Genomic DNA, 15,838 nt, shown 5'->3' with positions numbered 1-15,838 from the left:
AGTATGAGTAATTCTCTGGATTTTGGGTATCGTTTTTTTGCGCGTTGGGCAGATATATCCTATCGCTACGCTATCTGGATTATTCTGCTTATTCTAGCAGCGGTTACGCTGAGTGCATTTTATGTAGTCAATAATCTTGGTGTTCATACGGATACGACCGACATGCTATCCGAAGATGTTCCCTTTCGCGCAAATGATATCCGTTATCGACAATCGTTTCCTCAATATGAGGATACGTTATTGCTGGTATTGGATGCCCCTACACCCGAACAGGCACATATAGCAGCAAAACGTTTTACTCGTTATTTACAGGATGATGTTACACAATTTCCTGCTACTTACTATTTAACCGGAGAGCCTTTTTTTGAGCAGAACGGCTTGTTCTACAAGGACTTGCCCGAGTTAAGCCGAATTACTGATTATTTGGCCGCGGCGCAGCCACTGATTGCACGTCTGGCTGATAGCCCCACCTTATCCACATTTTCTTCGGTTTTGACGGATGCAGTTGAGGAATTGCGCAAGGGGCGAGAATTGGAACTGGAGTCAGTGTTCAGTGGCATCAGCGCAACGCTGGACGCGCGACTAGCTGAGAAATCCCGCGCACTATCATGGCAGGCGTTATTAGGTGGCGAAGTACAAAAAGATACCTATCAGGAATTGATTATCGTAAAGCCTAAGCTTGATTATTCCCAAATATTTGCTGCTGAAGGGCCGATTGACGCAATTCGTACTACAGCGCAGAAGATGGGGTTTGCTCCAGATGCGACTGAGAAATTGCGTATTACAGGAGAGGTGGCACTGGCTCATGATGAACTTAATAGCGCAATGCACGGAACTCAAGACACCGGGTTATTGGCGCTCATCATGGTTGCTGCGGTACTACTGATTGCATTTCGTTCTGTAGGCGCAATCTTTACAATCATAGTGAGCTTATTGCTTGGTTTGTTGATGACAGCCGCTTTTGCAACCGTTGCCGTCGGCTATTTAAACCTGATCTCTATCGCATTCGCGGTATTATATATAGGATTGGGTGTTGATTTTGCGGTTCATTTTCTGCTTCGGCTTGAAGAAATTAGAAGGATTGATCAAGCCGCTGTTCCAGAAGCGGTATATAACACAGGTGGTAATATGGGACAATCGCTGCTCATCTGTGCGTTGACTACTGCGATCGGCTTCTATGCCTTTATGCCAACGACTTATCGGGGCGTTGCGGAGCTGGGCTTAATCTCGGGGACGGGGATGCTCATAAGTTTTCTGATTACGATCACGATGATCCCTGCCTTGCAAAAATTTTTTCCGATCCAAATCAGGAAATCATCTTCTCCGATTCGATTAGTTAATAAAATGCTGGACTTGCCTGGGCGTTCGCGCAAGCTCGTGTACAGCGTGACCATCATCGCTATACTGGTGTCTGTTTTTGCATTGCCGCATATCAAGTTCGATTACAATTTATTGAATTTGAATAATCCAAGTGCAGAATCAGTGAAAACTTTTCAGGAGTTGTTGAAAAGCACGGAAGATTCACCTTGGCATATCAATATATTGGTCGATGATTCTCAGGAAATAGGGCAAATAGCACAGCAGTTGAGTACCTTGCCTGAAGTTAAAAGAGTTATCAGTATATTGGATCTGGTACCTGAGGAACAGGAAGAGAAGAGTCTTTTGATTGAAGAGATGGCAATGATCCTCGGGCCCATTTCCTATTCTTCCACGGCATTTCTGATTCCGAGTCCGCATACTGTTGCGGAGCAGAGAATGGCACTGGATCAGCTAAGAATCGCACTAAGTCAGCTCGTTGTTGAGCAACCGGAACATGCGGCTGTAGTTTCTGCTCGCGCATTACAGGGATCCCTTACTAATCTGCTTGTGCAGTTGGATAGACTTGCATTGGAAGATGGAGAGGAGAAACAACAATTATTACTTGCAGTTAATAATGATTTGCTTAGTTTATTGCCGGGCGCTATCAAGCGCCTGCAGTTGGCGCTGGAGGCGCAACCATTTTCGCGAGAGGCATTGCCAATATCGGTGACTGAACTTTGGTATGGTAAGGATAATATGTATCGTATTGCAGTTTATCCATCAGAAAATATTAATGACAATGATGCTCTGCGCAGATTTGTTCGCGCTGTACAAAAAATTACCCCCAATGCGACGGGTGTTCCTGTTATTAGCTTGGAAGCAGGAGAGGCTGTAGTCGATGCATTTTTCCATGCGTTCTCGCTCGCCCTAATTGGTGTCATATTGACGATCTGGATTATGCTTCGAAGCGCTACTGCGACTTTGATGGTGCTAATTCCGCTATTAATCGCAATATTGTTAACTGGAGCCAGTACTGTATGGATGGATCTATCGTTTAATTTTGCCAATATTATCGCGTTGCCGTTATTGTTGGGAATTGGTATCGACAGTAGCTTGCACATGGTATACAGAAGTCGGAGTGCTGGTGCGGACTATGAAAATCTACTACATACCAGCACGGCGCGCGCCGTTTTCTACAGCGCGCTGACAACGCTGGTAGGATTTGGCAGTCTTGCATTCTCCATTCACCAGGGCACATCCAGCATGGGGCAACTGCTAACAATAGGATTGCTGTTGACTTTGGTTTGTGTTCTGATTATTTTGCCGGTATTGCTGCAATCAGCAAGCGGCAAAAAAGAGATCAATGCTTAAATATTCTTTATTCTGATTGCGCGGAATCATTTCTTGTTAAAGCTGCGGCGAAGAAACCATCCGTTTGATGTAGCTTAGGAAATAATTGCAAAAATTTACCGGTATCCAACGGTATTTTTTGTTGAGATAGTAATTCAGCGCAATTCAACAAACTAAACTGGGGATGCGCGAGCAGAAATTCGTTAATGACAGTTTGGTTTTCTTCCGGTAAGAAGCTGCATGTTGCATACACCAATCGCCCGCCCGGTTTCAGCAAACTGGCGGCTGCAGCAAGAATAGCGGCCTGCTTGGTTTTGAGTTCATCAATACTGTGTGGCGATTGGCGCCATTTTAAATCAGGGTTGCGGCGCAGTGTTCCGAGTCCGCTGCAAGGAGCGTCTACCAATACACGATCGATTTTTCCAGTCAATCGTTTGACCTTGATATCATTTTCATTTGTGATTCGCTGTATATGTAGATTGGATAAGCCCGAGCGTTTGAAGCGCGGTTTCAGGTTGTTCAATCTTTTTTCGGAAACATCGAAAGCATAAATGCGCCCTTTTGAGTTCATTAAAGCACCCAGTAGCAGTGATTTGCCGCCCGCGCCGGCGCAAAAATCGACAACCATTTCACCGCGTTTGGGTGCCAGCAAATAGCCAAGTAATTGGCTTCCTTCGTCTTGTACTTCTATTTTTCCCGATAAAAAAAGGGCATGGCGATTAATCGCAGGTTTTCCGGCAAGTCTGATGCCACAAGGGGAATAAGGTGTCGCCTCGGCATCAATGCCTTCCTGCTTGAGGATTTCCAGAATCTCACCGCGCTTGGCTAGGATGGTATTGACCCGGAGATCAAGTGGCGCGGATTTTTGTAGCGAGAGCCCCAAATCAAGAATATCTGTATCGGGCATGAAAAGTTGTAGTTTCTCTACCAACCATGCGGGGAATTCGGCCTGAGTCGCCAGTGGAAATATATCCGGTTTGATAGCTTTAATTTCTGACAGCCATTTAGTCTCCGTTTCACTGATCATCGATTCCAGTTCGCGTAAATTCATTCCTTGAAGCTTAACCAGATACGCTAATATTAATGCGCGTGGCGTCACAATTTTTACTAAACTTTCAAGAAAAAAGCGGTGCCGTAAAATACCAAAAACCGTTTCTGCGATGAATGCGCGATCCTGGACTCCTAATATTGGATTATCCTGGAAGAAACGCCGCATGATTGCATCGGCTGGATATTCCAGAGGAAGTAGGGTACGCATGGCAACAATCGCCGCGTCCAGTTGAGAAGAAGTAAAATGCATTGATTTCCTGATATGTAGTTGTAGCTGAAAGATCGGATTAGTAATCAGCTTTGTAACTGATATTAATTCCGGTTACTATTTTTTCGATTTCACGGCCATTGTCTTCTATCGAAACAATGCGAACGGGTAACATATGATTGTTTTGCGCAAGCCAGACAATTCTTTTAAGTTTTGAGTTTTTATTCTCTTGCCGGGTCAATACAATAGTTTTCATCTTCCCGAGCGGAGTATTGAGCGTTTCTTTGGTGATGGTATAACGTGATAACATCAAACCATGCCCATTGGTAACGTGACGTTCTACATGGTGCTCAGGTAAGGGGGTAAACATAAAATTATAAGATAAGCTTAAGCGATCCAGAGTGCCCTCGGGTAATTTTTCTTGCGCTTTGTGTTTCTGATGATTTACAGTGACGGTGTGATTTGCCCAATCAAATAGGGCCACACTGGGTTCTTTTTTTCCACGTTTTTCATAAGCGCGAGAAGGCCGCAATCCATTTTCAGTAATCATTCCTTCGCTATGCCGCGTGATACTGTTGGGCTCTAAAAGCTTGAAAATTCCAGTGGCTTGCGCTTCGCTATTAATGCTATAACTATGGCGGCCGTCATCCATGTGCTTGATTTCCATCACCTCATTGATTTCTCCTTCGCCGATATCTGTTGTCACGGCATAGTTAATTTCAATGCGGGAAGGTATATCCGTTGCATAAACCGGGACCGAGAGGCTTAACATCCATACTAGAAGTGCCGCGGATGAAAGTTTCATTTGGGTAACCCCGGCGAATAAAGTGTAATTTCACAAATGCTGGAATCCAGCACTTCAACGTGATTTTCATTCATTGTGATCCGATCTTCCATAAACCAGCGTACGGCCTGAGGGTAGATAAGGTGTTCCTGCTGCAGAACCCGGGTGGCCAATGTTTTTTCGGTATCCCCGGGTAATACAGGAATGGCCGCTTGAATCACAATGGGACCATGATCCAGCCGCGGGGTGACAAAATGTACCGTGCAACCATGAATTTTAATACCTTCTTGCAGTGCGCGTGCGTGTGTTCCCAAACCCGGTAAGGCGGGTAACAATGAAGGATGGATGTTCATTAACCGGCCTTGATAACGTTGCACAAAGCGATCGCTCAGTATGCGCATGAAGCCGGCCAGTGCAACCAGCTTCGGTTGATGCGCATCGATGCACTCTGCCAATGCGGCATCAAAAGCTTGCCGGTCGGAATAAGAGCGGTGATCAATAACGATCGTTTCAACACCATAATTTCTGGCGGTCTCTAAACCCATTGCATTGGGATTGCTACTGATAACAGTAACGCGATCGATTTGCGCTCTGGCTTCCAGTAGCGACTGCATATTACTGCCACGTCCGGAGATCAGAATAACCAGTGATTCCATGTCTTGTAATGACAATACTTTAAACTATAACAGTGGATGCTTGATTAGATGCGCGTGGCTTGATTTCACCGATTCGCCACACTGTTTCACCTTCGGCACTGAGACTTTGGATTGCGCTGTCAGCATTTTCCGGCGCGATCACGATCACCATGCCGATTCCGCAATTAAACACCCGCGCCATTTCGTATTCTGCAATATTACCTTGCTGTTGCAGCCAGTGAAATAGCGGCGGCATTTCCCATGAATTTTTGTGCAATACGGCGATAACTCCGCGTGGCAGAATACGTGGTATGTTTTCAATCAATCCCCCACCGGTAATGTGCGCTAGTCCTTTGACAGGTAATTGTTGGATCAGCTTCAATATTGGTTTTACATAAATATGCGTTGGCGCCATGATAATATCGGCGATGGTTTTTCCAGCAAGATTACTTGATAGATCAATGCAATTCTGTTCAATAATCTTGCGAATTAGTGAATATCCATTGGAATGCGCGCCACTGGAAGCCAAGCCCAGTACAATATCGCCGTCCTGGATTGTGCTGCCGTTAATTACCTGATCTTTTTCGACAATTCCAACGGAAAATCCAGCCAGATCGTACTCGTCACGAGGGTACATCCCGGGCATTTCTGCCGTTTCACCGCCGATCAGTGAACAGCTTGCCAATTCACAGCCTTTGGCAATGCCGCTGACGACTGCTGTAGCCGTTTCTACGTTCAATTTCCCGCAAGCAAAATAATCGAGGAAAAATAACGGTTCGGCACCTTGCACCAGAATATCATTCACGCTCATTGCGACCAGATCGATACCTATCGTATCATGCCGCTCCAGCTCAAAAGCCAGTTTAAGTTTTGTGCCTACTCCGTCCGTACCGGATACCAAAACAGGGTTCCGATATTTCTTGGAAATTTCAAACAAAGCCCCAAAGCCACCGATTCCGGTGATTACCTCAGGGCGCAATGTACGCTTGGCAAGCGGTTTGATATTTTCAACCAGGCGATCGCCTGCCTCGATATCTACGCCGGCGTCACGATAAGATAGTTGTTTTGCATCAGAATGATCAGAGTTAGAAGGAATCAAATTAAGTTCTCGCGTAGTTGCTGAATAAAGGTTGCTTAAAGTTGTAATTTTAACGCAAATGAAACATGTGCATGAGATGGATGCAAAAGTTCATCCGGCGGTTCATTTTGATATCACTTGTTAAAAAGAAAATCAAACCGGGGTGATGGGTTGATTATTGTTTATTTTTTCTGAGGCTTCCGAATAATTGTTATTTCGAGCGTAGTGAGGAATCTATATTTTTAGCCTCAAAAGATTTCCTGCCCTGTTTGTGAATGACAAGCGGGGTTGTTCAGAAGTTTCTTACGGATATGCCACGAACTGATTAAGAAGAGCATTGGGAGCGGGCCTCGAACATTGCGTTTTTGATTTTTTGAGTGCTTATTTATTTGAATCGGCGAATATTGACTGCTCCAATTCGATAGTCATGTTGTATATATATTACACAACGAATTGTGATGTAAATTAACCGCTATTTTAATTTTTCAATACAATTTAATTACAGTATATTGTAATTAAATTGAATATTTGATTGCTATAAAAATAGGCCTTAATACCTGGAACGAGTAATTTGTTTAATAAGGTGATCGCGCAATGTTAAAAAGTATTGTCGGCCTAACTCTTCTATTGATTGCAATCAATGGGTATTCGCAGCAAATACTGAAGTTTGATAGTGTCAATGATGAGTTAATTGTACACTCTGACTCGATGATATACTCTTCTGCGCTAAAAACGAGAGAATTATCCAGCGCTCCCGAATCCGGGCCTCTCGAGCAGCCAAAGCCATCATTTGCGGTATTGGGTGCTGTGGTACCACCCGCAACCGCGATGCGATTATCCTGGCAGCCCAATCAATCTTCGGATGGCCTTTCCATGCCAACTCCCATTTTGGTCGTTAATGGTGCTCAACCAGGGCCTGTGCTCTGTCTGACAGCTGCAATTCATGGCGACGAATTAAATGGTATCGAGATTGTAAGACGTGTGCTTCATGGCACTGATCCTGAGAAATTATCCGGAACTATTATTGGCGTACCTATTGTAAATCTGCAAGGTTTTCAGCGCTCTTCCCGCTATCTGACGGATCGGCGTGACCTTAATCGTTTTTTTCCGGGAAATCCTCAAGGCAGTTCCGCATCACGGATTGCTTATTCATTTTTTAAAGAGATCATCAGTCATTGCAACTTTCTTGTTGATTTGCATACAGGTTCAGCGCATCGTGCCAATCTGCCGCAGATCAGGGCTAATCTTCTGCAACCGGGCGTAGCTGAATTTGCTCAGGCTTTTGGAATATCCGTGATTCTTCATAGCGAAGGTTCTGCGGGGATGTTGCGTCATGCTGCCGTTGAAATCGGAATTCCCGCGGTAACTTTAGAAGCGGGAAAATCCATGACACTGCAAGAACCAGCTGTTCAATATGGCGTTAAAAGCATTCAAACTCTGTTGGGTAGGATGAATATGCTGGAAGCAGTTCAACCATTAGAAGCTCCGGATTCAATTTACTATCATTCAGCGTGGGTGCGCGTAAATCATGGCGGTATTCTTCTGGGCAATGTCAGATTGGGAGATAAAATTAGCAAAAACGATATCCTTGGTATTGTCACCGATCCCATTACCAATATACGCAGCGAAATAATTTCACCACATAACGGCCGGATTATTGGTATGGCGATTGATCAAGTGGTTATGCCAGGTTTTGCAGGTTTTCATATCGGTATTCAGGAATCCGAAGAAAGATCCGCCAGGCTCAATCATAATAAGGATCGGAAAGTCATTGTTCAGCATATATCGGTAGCGCCGGAATCTGAATGATTCGGGATCGCAGTTGATTCTTTTTCTTTAATTATGATCATGCGGCTTTTCCAGCTACACCGGTAGAACAATTAAGCAAAGTTTTTGCGATTGTTCCATGGCTGTGCGCAACGATATCAAATGTAAATCAAGATTCTTTAAAATCTCGCAAATTTGCATGGACTATAAATTTCATGCATTGCTGTTAGAAGCGCTTATAATTGCATGTTGATTAACTACATCGACGTAAACGTAGAAGTTAATAAGTCGTTTGTGTGTTTTTAGCAGCAAAGAGTGGGAAATGGTATGATCAACGTTGAACTTGTTGCAGTGATACCGCCTTGAGCGGTATTCGTTTTTTTCTTTCCGGGAACCCGTAGACGCTAGCTTCCAGTTTTTTGGCAGCTTTTTAATGCAGAGGTCATTCATGTCTTTCAGTATCGCCAATCTGTTATCACAACATCGTACCGATAAATTCGATTTGCACGATCGGTATTTGAATGCTCAGTTGGTCAAGGTCTTGAAAACGATCGGTTATGACCGGAATTATGAGCGTGCGGTGGGACAGTATCTGTATGACGAAAAAGGTAATGAATATCTTGATTTGTTGAGCGGGTTTGGCGTATATGCGTTTGGGCGCAATCATCCAACCATCGTCAATGCGTTAAGAGAGGTATTGTCACTGAATATGCCTGATTTGGTGCAAATGGATGTGTCGATTTTGAGTGGTTTATTGGCCAAGGAGATTTTGGCCACAACACCGGATAATCTGGAACGGGTGTTTTTCTGTAATTCGGGTACGGAAGCGGTTGAAGGGGCGATAAAGTTTGCGCGTTACGTCACCAAGCGCAATCGGATTATTTGTTGTGATCATGCCTATCATGGGTTGACGATGGGGGCCTTGTCGTTGAACGGCGAGCAGATTTTCAAGGATGGTTTCGGCCCATTGTTGCAGGATTGCGGCTCGGTTCCATTTAATGATCTCGCGGCGTTGGAGAAGGCCTTAAGCAATCGTGAAGTGGCCGCTTTTATTGTCGAGCCGATTCAGGGCAAGGGAGTAAACATCCCGGATGATGACTATCTGCCCGAGGTTGAGCGCTTATGTAAGAAATACGGTACATTGTTTGTCGCAGACGAAATTCAGACCGGGCTTGGGCGTACCGGCAAATTCTGGGCCATTGAACATTGGGGCGTGAAGCCCGATATGATATGCATGGCCAAGGCGTTATCCGGTGGTTTCGTGCCGGTCGGTGCGGTGGCCATGACGCAGCAGGTTATGGATAGCGTGTTTAATCGCATGGATCGGGCAGTCGTGCATGGTTCTACTTTTTCCAAGAATAACATGGCGATGGCGGCTGGTTTGGCGAGTCTGGAAGTAATCAGAACGGAGAGGCTGGTGGAAAACAGCGCGAAAATTGGTGATGATCTGATCGGCAGGCTCAATGCCTTGACAAGTCAGTATGAATTTTTGAAAGGAGCCCGCGGCAAAGGTTCGATGATTGCAGTTGAATTCAAGTCACCCAATAGTTTTTCGTTGAAAGCTGCGTGGATGATGCTGGAGGCTGCTAATAAAGGATTGTTTTGCCAGATGATCACGATTCCCTTGTTTAAGGAGCACAGAATTCTGACACAAGTGGCGGGGCACGGCATGAATGTGATCAAACTTTTGCCTCCCCTTACTTTGGCCCAGAAAGATTGCGACCACATCATGCATGCATTGACCAAGACCATCGCGGATACGCATCAAGTGCCGGGTTCTATTTGGGAACTTGGCAAAAATCTGGCCAGCCATGCGCTAAAAGCGAAAGCTGGCTGATTCATTTCGTATGAACCCTGAATATTCCGGAAACTTACATTATCTCTGGTGGTTGTTATTAGCTTGCGTAGCAGGTGGGCTGATTTATCTGCTCAGTCCGATCCTGACTCCTTTTTTATTAGCCGCAGTGATTGCGTATATCTGTAATCCGATGGTGAGCTACATGGCTGATAGGAAAATACCGCGGACGGTGGGCGCGGTATTGGTTATGCTGTTGTTGCTCGGAGTGTTTGCCGCTCTGATTTTGATTATGGTGCCTTTATTTGAGAAAGAAGCAAACCGGTTTATGGATAAAATGCCGGCATATTGGGATATGCTGAAGAATCATGTGATTCCCTGGCTGGAATCAAGACTGGATATCAATCTGCAACCGGATATGAACCTGTTAAGGGAAGCGCTTTCCGAGCACTGGAAAAGTGCTGGAGGCGTGGCCGCAAAGATGCTGCCTTCCTTAACCAGCGGAGGAATGGCGGTTGTTGAGTTTCTGGTCAATCTGCTATTGGTGCCGGTCGTGTTGTTTTATCTGTTACGTGATTGGGATACGCTGATCAAACTTATCGATCAAATGATCCCGCGTTATTGGCATGATCAGATTTCTCAGTTAGCGCGAGAGACTGACCGGGTTTTGGCGGAATTTTTGCGCGGTCAATTAGCGGTGATCTTATTAATGAGTATTTGTTATATCACCGGACTTTGGCTGGCAGGGTTGGAATTTGCGTTACCCATTGGCTTGGTGGCGGGTATTCTCGTGTTTGTGCCTTATCTGGGGATGATTGTTGGTTTAATGCTGGCGACTTTTGCCGCTATGATGCAATTCCAGGATTGGAATGGCGTGATTACGGTGTGGGTTGTTTTTGGTGTCGGCCAAATGCTTGAAGGCATGCTGATCACGCCTTGGTTGGTGGGTGACCGGATTGGACTGCATCCGGTTGTCGTTATTTTTGCTTTAATGGCATTCGGTCAATTGTTTGGTTTTTTTGGAATCCTGCTGGCGTTACCGGCTAGCGCGGTAATGCTGGTTTGGCTGCGGCATTTGCAGCGTTATTTGGGAAGTGATCTCTATAATTCGTAGCAATTTTCCAGACTGGATTATGACGATTAGGGAAGCGCTGATTAATTCGGCGAACGAGATGAAGCACGAGGCGCCCGGAACGCAGCAACTGAGACATATCAACGAGATAGGCGAAGGCGAGAGTGCCGTGCAACGAAGTGATTCGCTCGTGCAGCCAATTAATCAGTGCTTCCTTAGGTAATGACCATGCAACAGATGCTGCTAGACATCAATCCCCTGCCGTTATCCACGCTGGAGAATTTTCTGCCAGGACGCAATACGGAACTGATGCACATGTTGAGAAGTATTTTGTCTGGGAAAGAAAAAGAATGTTTTGTTTATTTATGGGGTAATCCTGGCTGCGGTAAGAGTCATTTGTTGCGAGCGATTGCCGCAGCCTATGCACGAAGAAACGCAAATGCGGTGTATAGCTGCGCCGAGAATCATTACCCCTTTCGTGGCGACAGTGCGGCAGATTGTTTCGCAATCGACGACATTGATCGTCTGGATGCTTCAGGGCAAGCGGAACTATTTAGTCTGTATAATCGGTTGCGCGAAGATGGTCATGCATTATTGCTGGTAAGCGGATCCACTGCGCCGGTGTATCTGGACATGCGGCAGGATCTGGTCACCCGCTTGGGCTGGGGGTTAGTGTATCAGGTGCACGAGTTAACGGAAGAAGAAAGAATACAGGCGATGCAGACACATGCTGCTGATTGCGGTTTTACTTTGTCGCAGGAGATTTGCGTGTATTTATTACACCATGGCCGGCGCGATTTACCGTCGTTGATGATGACACTGGATGCGCTGAATCGTTATTCTCTGGTTCATCAGCGTCCCATAACCATACCTTTGTTACGAGAATTATTACAGGTGGATTCATGAATTTAGCATTATTTGATCTGGATAACACATTAATCGCAGGCGATAGTGATTTTCAGTGGGCACAATTTTTGATAGAAAAAAAAGCGTTGGATCGTGAGTTGCACGAGGCCAAGAACATTGAGTTTTATGAGCAATATAAAGCGGGAACGCTGGATATACACGAATTTCTGGATTTTCAGTTAAAACCTCTGGCACGCCATTCACGTGCCCAATTGGAAGTTTGGCGCAGTGAATTCATGTGTAAGAAAATTATACCGCTGATTGCGCCGGGGACGCGGCAACTAATCGAACGGCATATGCTGGACAATGATTTGTGTATCATTATTACCGCCACTAATAGTTTTGTCACGACCCCGATTGCCCAAGCGCTTGGTATCAGTCATTTGATCGCGACTGAACCGGAAGAGAAAGATGGAGAATTTACAGGCCGGGTGTCTGGAACACCTTCATTCAGGGAAGGAAAAGTTGAGCGATTGGAGAAATGGCTGGATGCGCACAATCTGACCTGGTTATCGTTTCTCCGTAGCTGGTTTTATAGCGATTCACTCAATGATTTGCCCTTGCTCTGTAAAGTAACGCACCCGGTTGCCGTCGATCCGGACCCTACACTGAAGAGCCACGCAGAAAGCAATGGCTGGCCGATAATCAGTTTGCGCTAATCTTCCCGTCTTAACTGCGGAAACAAAATGACATCGCGGATACTCGGACTGTCAGTCAACAGCATGACCAGGCGATCGATGCCGATACCTTCGCCGGCTGTAGGTGGTAAGCCATATTCCAGTGCACGGATGTAGTCTGCGTCATAATGCATGGCCTCACTATCGCCAGCATCCTTGGCTTTGGCCTGCTCCAGGAAACGTGCCGCTTGATCTTCCGGATCGTTCAATTCAGAAAACCCATTGGCGATTTCACGTCCGGCAATATACAGCTCAAAACGGTCAGTGATATTGGAGTTGCTGTCGTTACGCCGCGCTAAAGGAGATACTTCCGCCGGATAATCAACGATGAACGTTGGTTCAAACAACAGGTGCTCGGTGGTTTCATCGAACAGCGATAGTTGCAGGCCACCAAGACCATCGCTGGGATTGTAGTGAATTTTCAACGCTTGCAATGTTTCGATCAGATAATTACGATCATTCAATTGCGCGGCAGTATAGTGCGAATGGAATTTCTGGATCGCCTGAGTAATGGTTAAGCGCATGAATGGTCTGGATAAATCGATTGCCCTGCCTTGATAGGTAATGTGCGTGGTGCCCAGTACTTTTTGCGCCGTATGCGCGAGCATTTGCTCGGTAAAGTCCATCAGGTAGGTATGATCCTGATAAGCTTCATAGAATTCCAGCATGGTAAACTCGGGATTATGTCGCGTGGAGATCCCTTCATTGCGAAAATTGCGATTGATTTCAAAAACTTTTTCCATGCCGCCGACAACCAGTCGTTTCAGGTACAGTTCGGGAGCGATGCGCAAGAATAACGCCATGTCCAGTGCATTATGATGCGTGGAAAAGGGCTTGGCCGATGCGCCCCCGGGAATCGGGTGCATCATTGGCGTTTCAACTTCCAGATAATTGCGTTCGACAAAGAACTCACGAATTGCCTGGATGACTCCGGAGCGGATAGTGAATACCCTGCGCGTTTCTTCGTTAGTAATCAAATCAAGGTAACGTTGACGATATTTTTGTTCCTGGTCGGCCAAGCCATGAAATTTCTCCGGCAAGGGGCGTAAGGATTTTGTTAGCAATTGTAAATCAGTGACGCGAATTGAGAGTTCGCCTGTTTTGGTTTTGAATAAAGTACCTTGTGCGCCCAGAATATCACCCAAGTCGTAATGCTTGAATGCTGCATGCGCAGTTTCTCCGGTATGATCATTCGAGATATACAACTGAATGCGCCCACTCATATCCTGTATGGTTGCAAAGCTGGCTTTACCCATTATGCGCTTTAGCACCATGCGTCCTGCTATTTTTACCACAGTTGATTGTTCTTCCAGTCTTTCTTTGGAAAATTCACTAAACTGTTTATATAACTCTGAAGCTAAATGATCGCGTCTGAATGTATTGGGAAAAGCATTGTTGATCTGACGTATTTCAGTTAGTTTGGCGCGGCGTTCAGCGATAATTTGATTTTCATCGGGGATGACCGGTGTATTTTCTTGGATCATATTAAGGTGTTGTATAGGAAATGTACTTTAAGACGGGTTACTGCTTGATAGCGTTGTTTGCTCAATTCAGTTTCTGGTTTTGTTATTTTATGTGACCGGGATGATGGGCTTATTTTTAGAGTATGCTTGGTTTTGTATTTCTGATGCATTGCTTTATGAGGAGCACCAAGATATGTGATTTATCACAGCGTTTTGTTGCGATAAAACCTAAATTGTCAGCATTTCCAGCGTATGTGATATTAACTGATAAATAAGGTGCTTTCTAGCTTTTTGTAATGCTCACGGAAGCTTCACAAGAAATTAACAGAATTTCGGCTACGAATTTATGAAATTTTCACAATAAATCAGTAAGAATAGGCTATCTGATTTTTCTCTTAATTTGTAGGCATAAATGTTTACTGAAGCGATACAAAATTTATTGCCTAACAATCGTATTAAAGTACTTCTGATTGATCCACATCCGATTGTTCTGTTTGGATTAAGTGTTATCCTCGAAGAGGAGGATACCTTGGAAATTGTGGATATGCTGCATTCAGTAGCTTGTATTCAGGATGTATCGAAGCTGAACAACCCCGACATCGTGCTGATTGACCCCCATAGTCCTAGCGTTGATGGACTTAATCAAGTCAAGCAAGTCCAGGCAGCGCTTGGAAGCGAGACCAAAATAGTGGTTTATACTACCGCGGTCGATCAGTCTGAAACCTGTGATCTGATCAGAATGGGAGTCAAAGGTATTTTACTCAAAGAAATGTCTGTTTCACTGATTCCGCAATGTTTAAAAAAAGTGCATGCAGGCGGCGAATGGCTGGATCGCCGTTCCGTGAGAATGGCGTTTGAACAAATCTTACAACGCGAATCGGCGCATCAGAAGGTTTCTGCACATTTATCCAGCCGTGAAATGTCTTTGGCTGCTTTAATTGCAAAAGGTTATAGCAGTAAATTGGCTGCGCGGGAATTACAGATTACCGAAGGTTCGGTGCGGGTTTATCTCAATCGTATTTATTCCAAGTTACATATTTCCAGTCGTTTGCAGTTGGCACTTCTATTCAAGGAAAAAGGATTGGATTAGTTGCCCACCCGTATCATGCGTTTTGCAATTAATTGTAAAGCGTCTCCTGAATTCTCAATAACCATTTCAGCTGGAAATAATGGGATCTTCTTATTTATCAGTTGAATGATTTGCAAGAACTGGCTCCCAGCGATCAACGCAATACATAAGATCAGTTACTCGGGCAAAGTTGGTTTTTCTGATCTGATTTCAGAGGTTTTGCCAGCGAATATAAAGTTGAAGCACAGGGACATAGCTTCAATTATTACGTTTAGCGCCCAAGTAAACGATATTCAAGCGACTTGAGAAGGCGCGCTGATATATCGAAAATTTAGCAAATGACGGTTGTCATTCTGAACAAACGTTTCTGGCATAAGTAAATCCTGCATATTGTTTTTTTCCAACAGGGAGTTGGAGAATATTCCAAGTTGTGCCTATTGTAATCGGTCATGTTAACAATTGTTAACAGCGCGAATTAACATCTTGTAGCTATTTATTCATCAAACAAATCCTTAATCTTTGTTATGTACGCATGATCATTTTACAAAAATGACATATGTGGGTGTTGTAAGCATCAGGGAAGGAAATGACATCCATCAAATGGTTTTTATTTGATGGATGTCAATATAAGTTTGATAGGGCCTATACATAATCAAGACACACTCAAAGTGTGAATTTAAAAAAT

Annotated in this window: 12 protein-coding genes; 7 read left to right on the top strand and 5 right to left on the bottom strand. The window is 44.8% G+C overall.

Going from position 1 to position 15,838, the window contains the following annotated elements; translation table 11 throughout:
* Positions 1–3 precede the first annotated feature (3 nt).
* Positions 4–2,670 carry an MMPL family transporter gene (locus C4S39_RS00065; protein WP_103965032.1) on the top strand — a complete coding sequence of 889 codons (2,667 nt, stop codon included), beginning with the start codon at positions 4–6 and terminating at the stop codon, positions 2,668–2,670.
* 7 nt (positions 2,671–2,677) lie between these two features.
* Here the strand turns inward: C4S39_RS00065 and C4S39_RS00060 are convergent, their stop codons facing one another.
* From C4S39_RS00060 to purM, 4 genes are read right to left on the bottom strand one after another with little or no spacing between them, the layout of a single operon-like run.
* Positions 2,678–3,949, bottom strand: coding sequence for an RsmB/NOP family class I SAM-dependent RNA methyltransferase (locus tag C4S39_RS00060; protein WP_103965031.1), 1,272 nt, complete (start codon positions 3,947–3,949; stop codon positions 2,678–2,680).
* 37 nt (positions 3,950–3,986) lie between these two features.
* Positions 3,987–4,712 carry a DUF3108 domain-containing protein gene (locus C4S39_RS00055; protein WP_103965030.1) on the bottom strand — a complete coding sequence of 242 codons (726 nt, stop codon included), beginning with the start codon at positions 4,710–4,712 and terminating at the stop codon, positions 3,987–3,989.
* Positions 4,709–5,347, bottom strand: coding sequence for a phosphoribosylglycinamide formyltransferase (purN, locus tag C4S39_RS00050; protein WP_103965029.1), 639 nt, complete (start codon positions 5,345–5,347; stop codon positions 4,709–4,711). Before purN ends, C4S39_RS00055 begins: the two co-directional genes overlap by 4 nt.
* Before the next feature lie 19 nt (positions 5,348–5,366).
* Positions 5,367–6,425: a phosphoribosylformylglycinamidine cyclo-ligase gene (gene purM / locus C4S39_RS00045; RefSeq protein WP_103965028.1), complete on the bottom strand. Its 1,059-nt coding sequence runs from the start codon at positions 6,423–6,425 to the stop codon at positions 5,367–5,369.
* A gap of 573 nt (positions 6,426–6,998) precedes the next feature.
* Between purM and C4S39_RS00040 the strand changes: the two genes are divergently transcribed.
* The 5 genes from C4S39_RS00040 to C4S39_RS00020 all read left to right on the top strand — a co-directional run bounded on the left by C4S39_RS00040 (position 6,999) and on the right by C4S39_RS00020 (position 12,603).
* Positions 6,999–8,213 carry a succinylglutamate desuccinylase/aspartoacylase family protein gene (locus C4S39_RS00040; protein WP_103965027.1) on the top strand — a complete coding sequence of 405 codons (1,215 nt, stop codon included), beginning with the start codon at positions 6,999–7,001 and terminating at the stop codon, positions 8,211–8,213.
* Positions 8,214–8,619: 406 nt separating this feature from the next.
* Positions 8,620–10,008: an aspartate aminotransferase family protein gene (locus C4S39_RS00035; protein WP_103965026.1), complete on the top strand. Its 1,389-nt coding sequence runs from the start codon at positions 8,620–8,622 to the stop codon at positions 10,006–10,008.
* A gap of 10 nt (positions 10,009–10,018) precedes the next feature.
* Complete coding sequence (locus tag C4S39_RS00030; protein ID WP_103965025.1) at positions 10,019–11,080, top strand: AI-2E family transporter; 1,062 nt, start codon at positions 10,019–10,021, stop codon at positions 11,078–11,080.
* A gap of 186 nt (positions 11,081–11,266) precedes the next feature.
* Positions 11,267–11,944, top strand: a complete 678-nt coding sequence (gene hda, locus C4S39_RS00025; RefSeq protein ID WP_103965264.1) for a DnaA regulatory inactivator Hda — start codon at positions 11,267–11,269, stop codon at positions 11,942–11,944.
* Positions 11,941–12,603 (top strand): histidinol-phosphatase, encoded by a 663-nt coding sequence (locus tag C4S39_RS00020; RefSeq protein WP_103965024.1) that lies wholly within the window; start codon positions 11,941–11,943, stop codon positions 12,601–12,603. Before hda ends, C4S39_RS00020 begins: the two co-directional genes overlap by 4 nt.
* On the opposite strand, the gene lysS is transcribed toward C4S39_RS00020, so the two are convergent.
* Positions 12,600–14,105: a lysine--tRNA ligase gene (gene lysS / locus C4S39_RS00015; RefSeq protein ID WP_103965023.1), complete on the bottom strand. Its 1,506-nt coding sequence runs from the start codon at positions 14,103–14,105 to the stop codon at positions 12,600–12,602. The two genes, C4S39_RS00020 and lysS, sit on opposite strands and share 4 nt — an antisense overlap.
* 391 nt (positions 14,106–14,496) lie before the next feature.
* Here lysS and C4S39_RS00010 point away from each other — a divergent pair, with 391 nt between their 5' ends.
* On the top strand, positions 14,497–15,174 hold the full coding sequence (locus C4S39_RS00010; protein ID WP_103965022.1) for a LuxR C-terminal-related transcriptional regulator: 678 nt from the start codon (positions 14,497–14,499) through the stop codon (positions 15,172–15,174).
* Positions 15,175–15,838 lie beyond the last annotated feature (664 nt).

Source organism: Nitrosomonas ureae (assembly GCF_900108305.1).
Taxonomy (GTDB): Bacteria; Pseudomonadota; Gammaproteobacteria; order Burkholderiales; family Nitrosomonadaceae; genus Nitrosomonas; species Nitrosomonas ureae_B.
The sequence above is the reverse complement of the archived record's forward strand: the minus strand, read 5'-3'. Positions and strand labels throughout refer to the sequence as shown.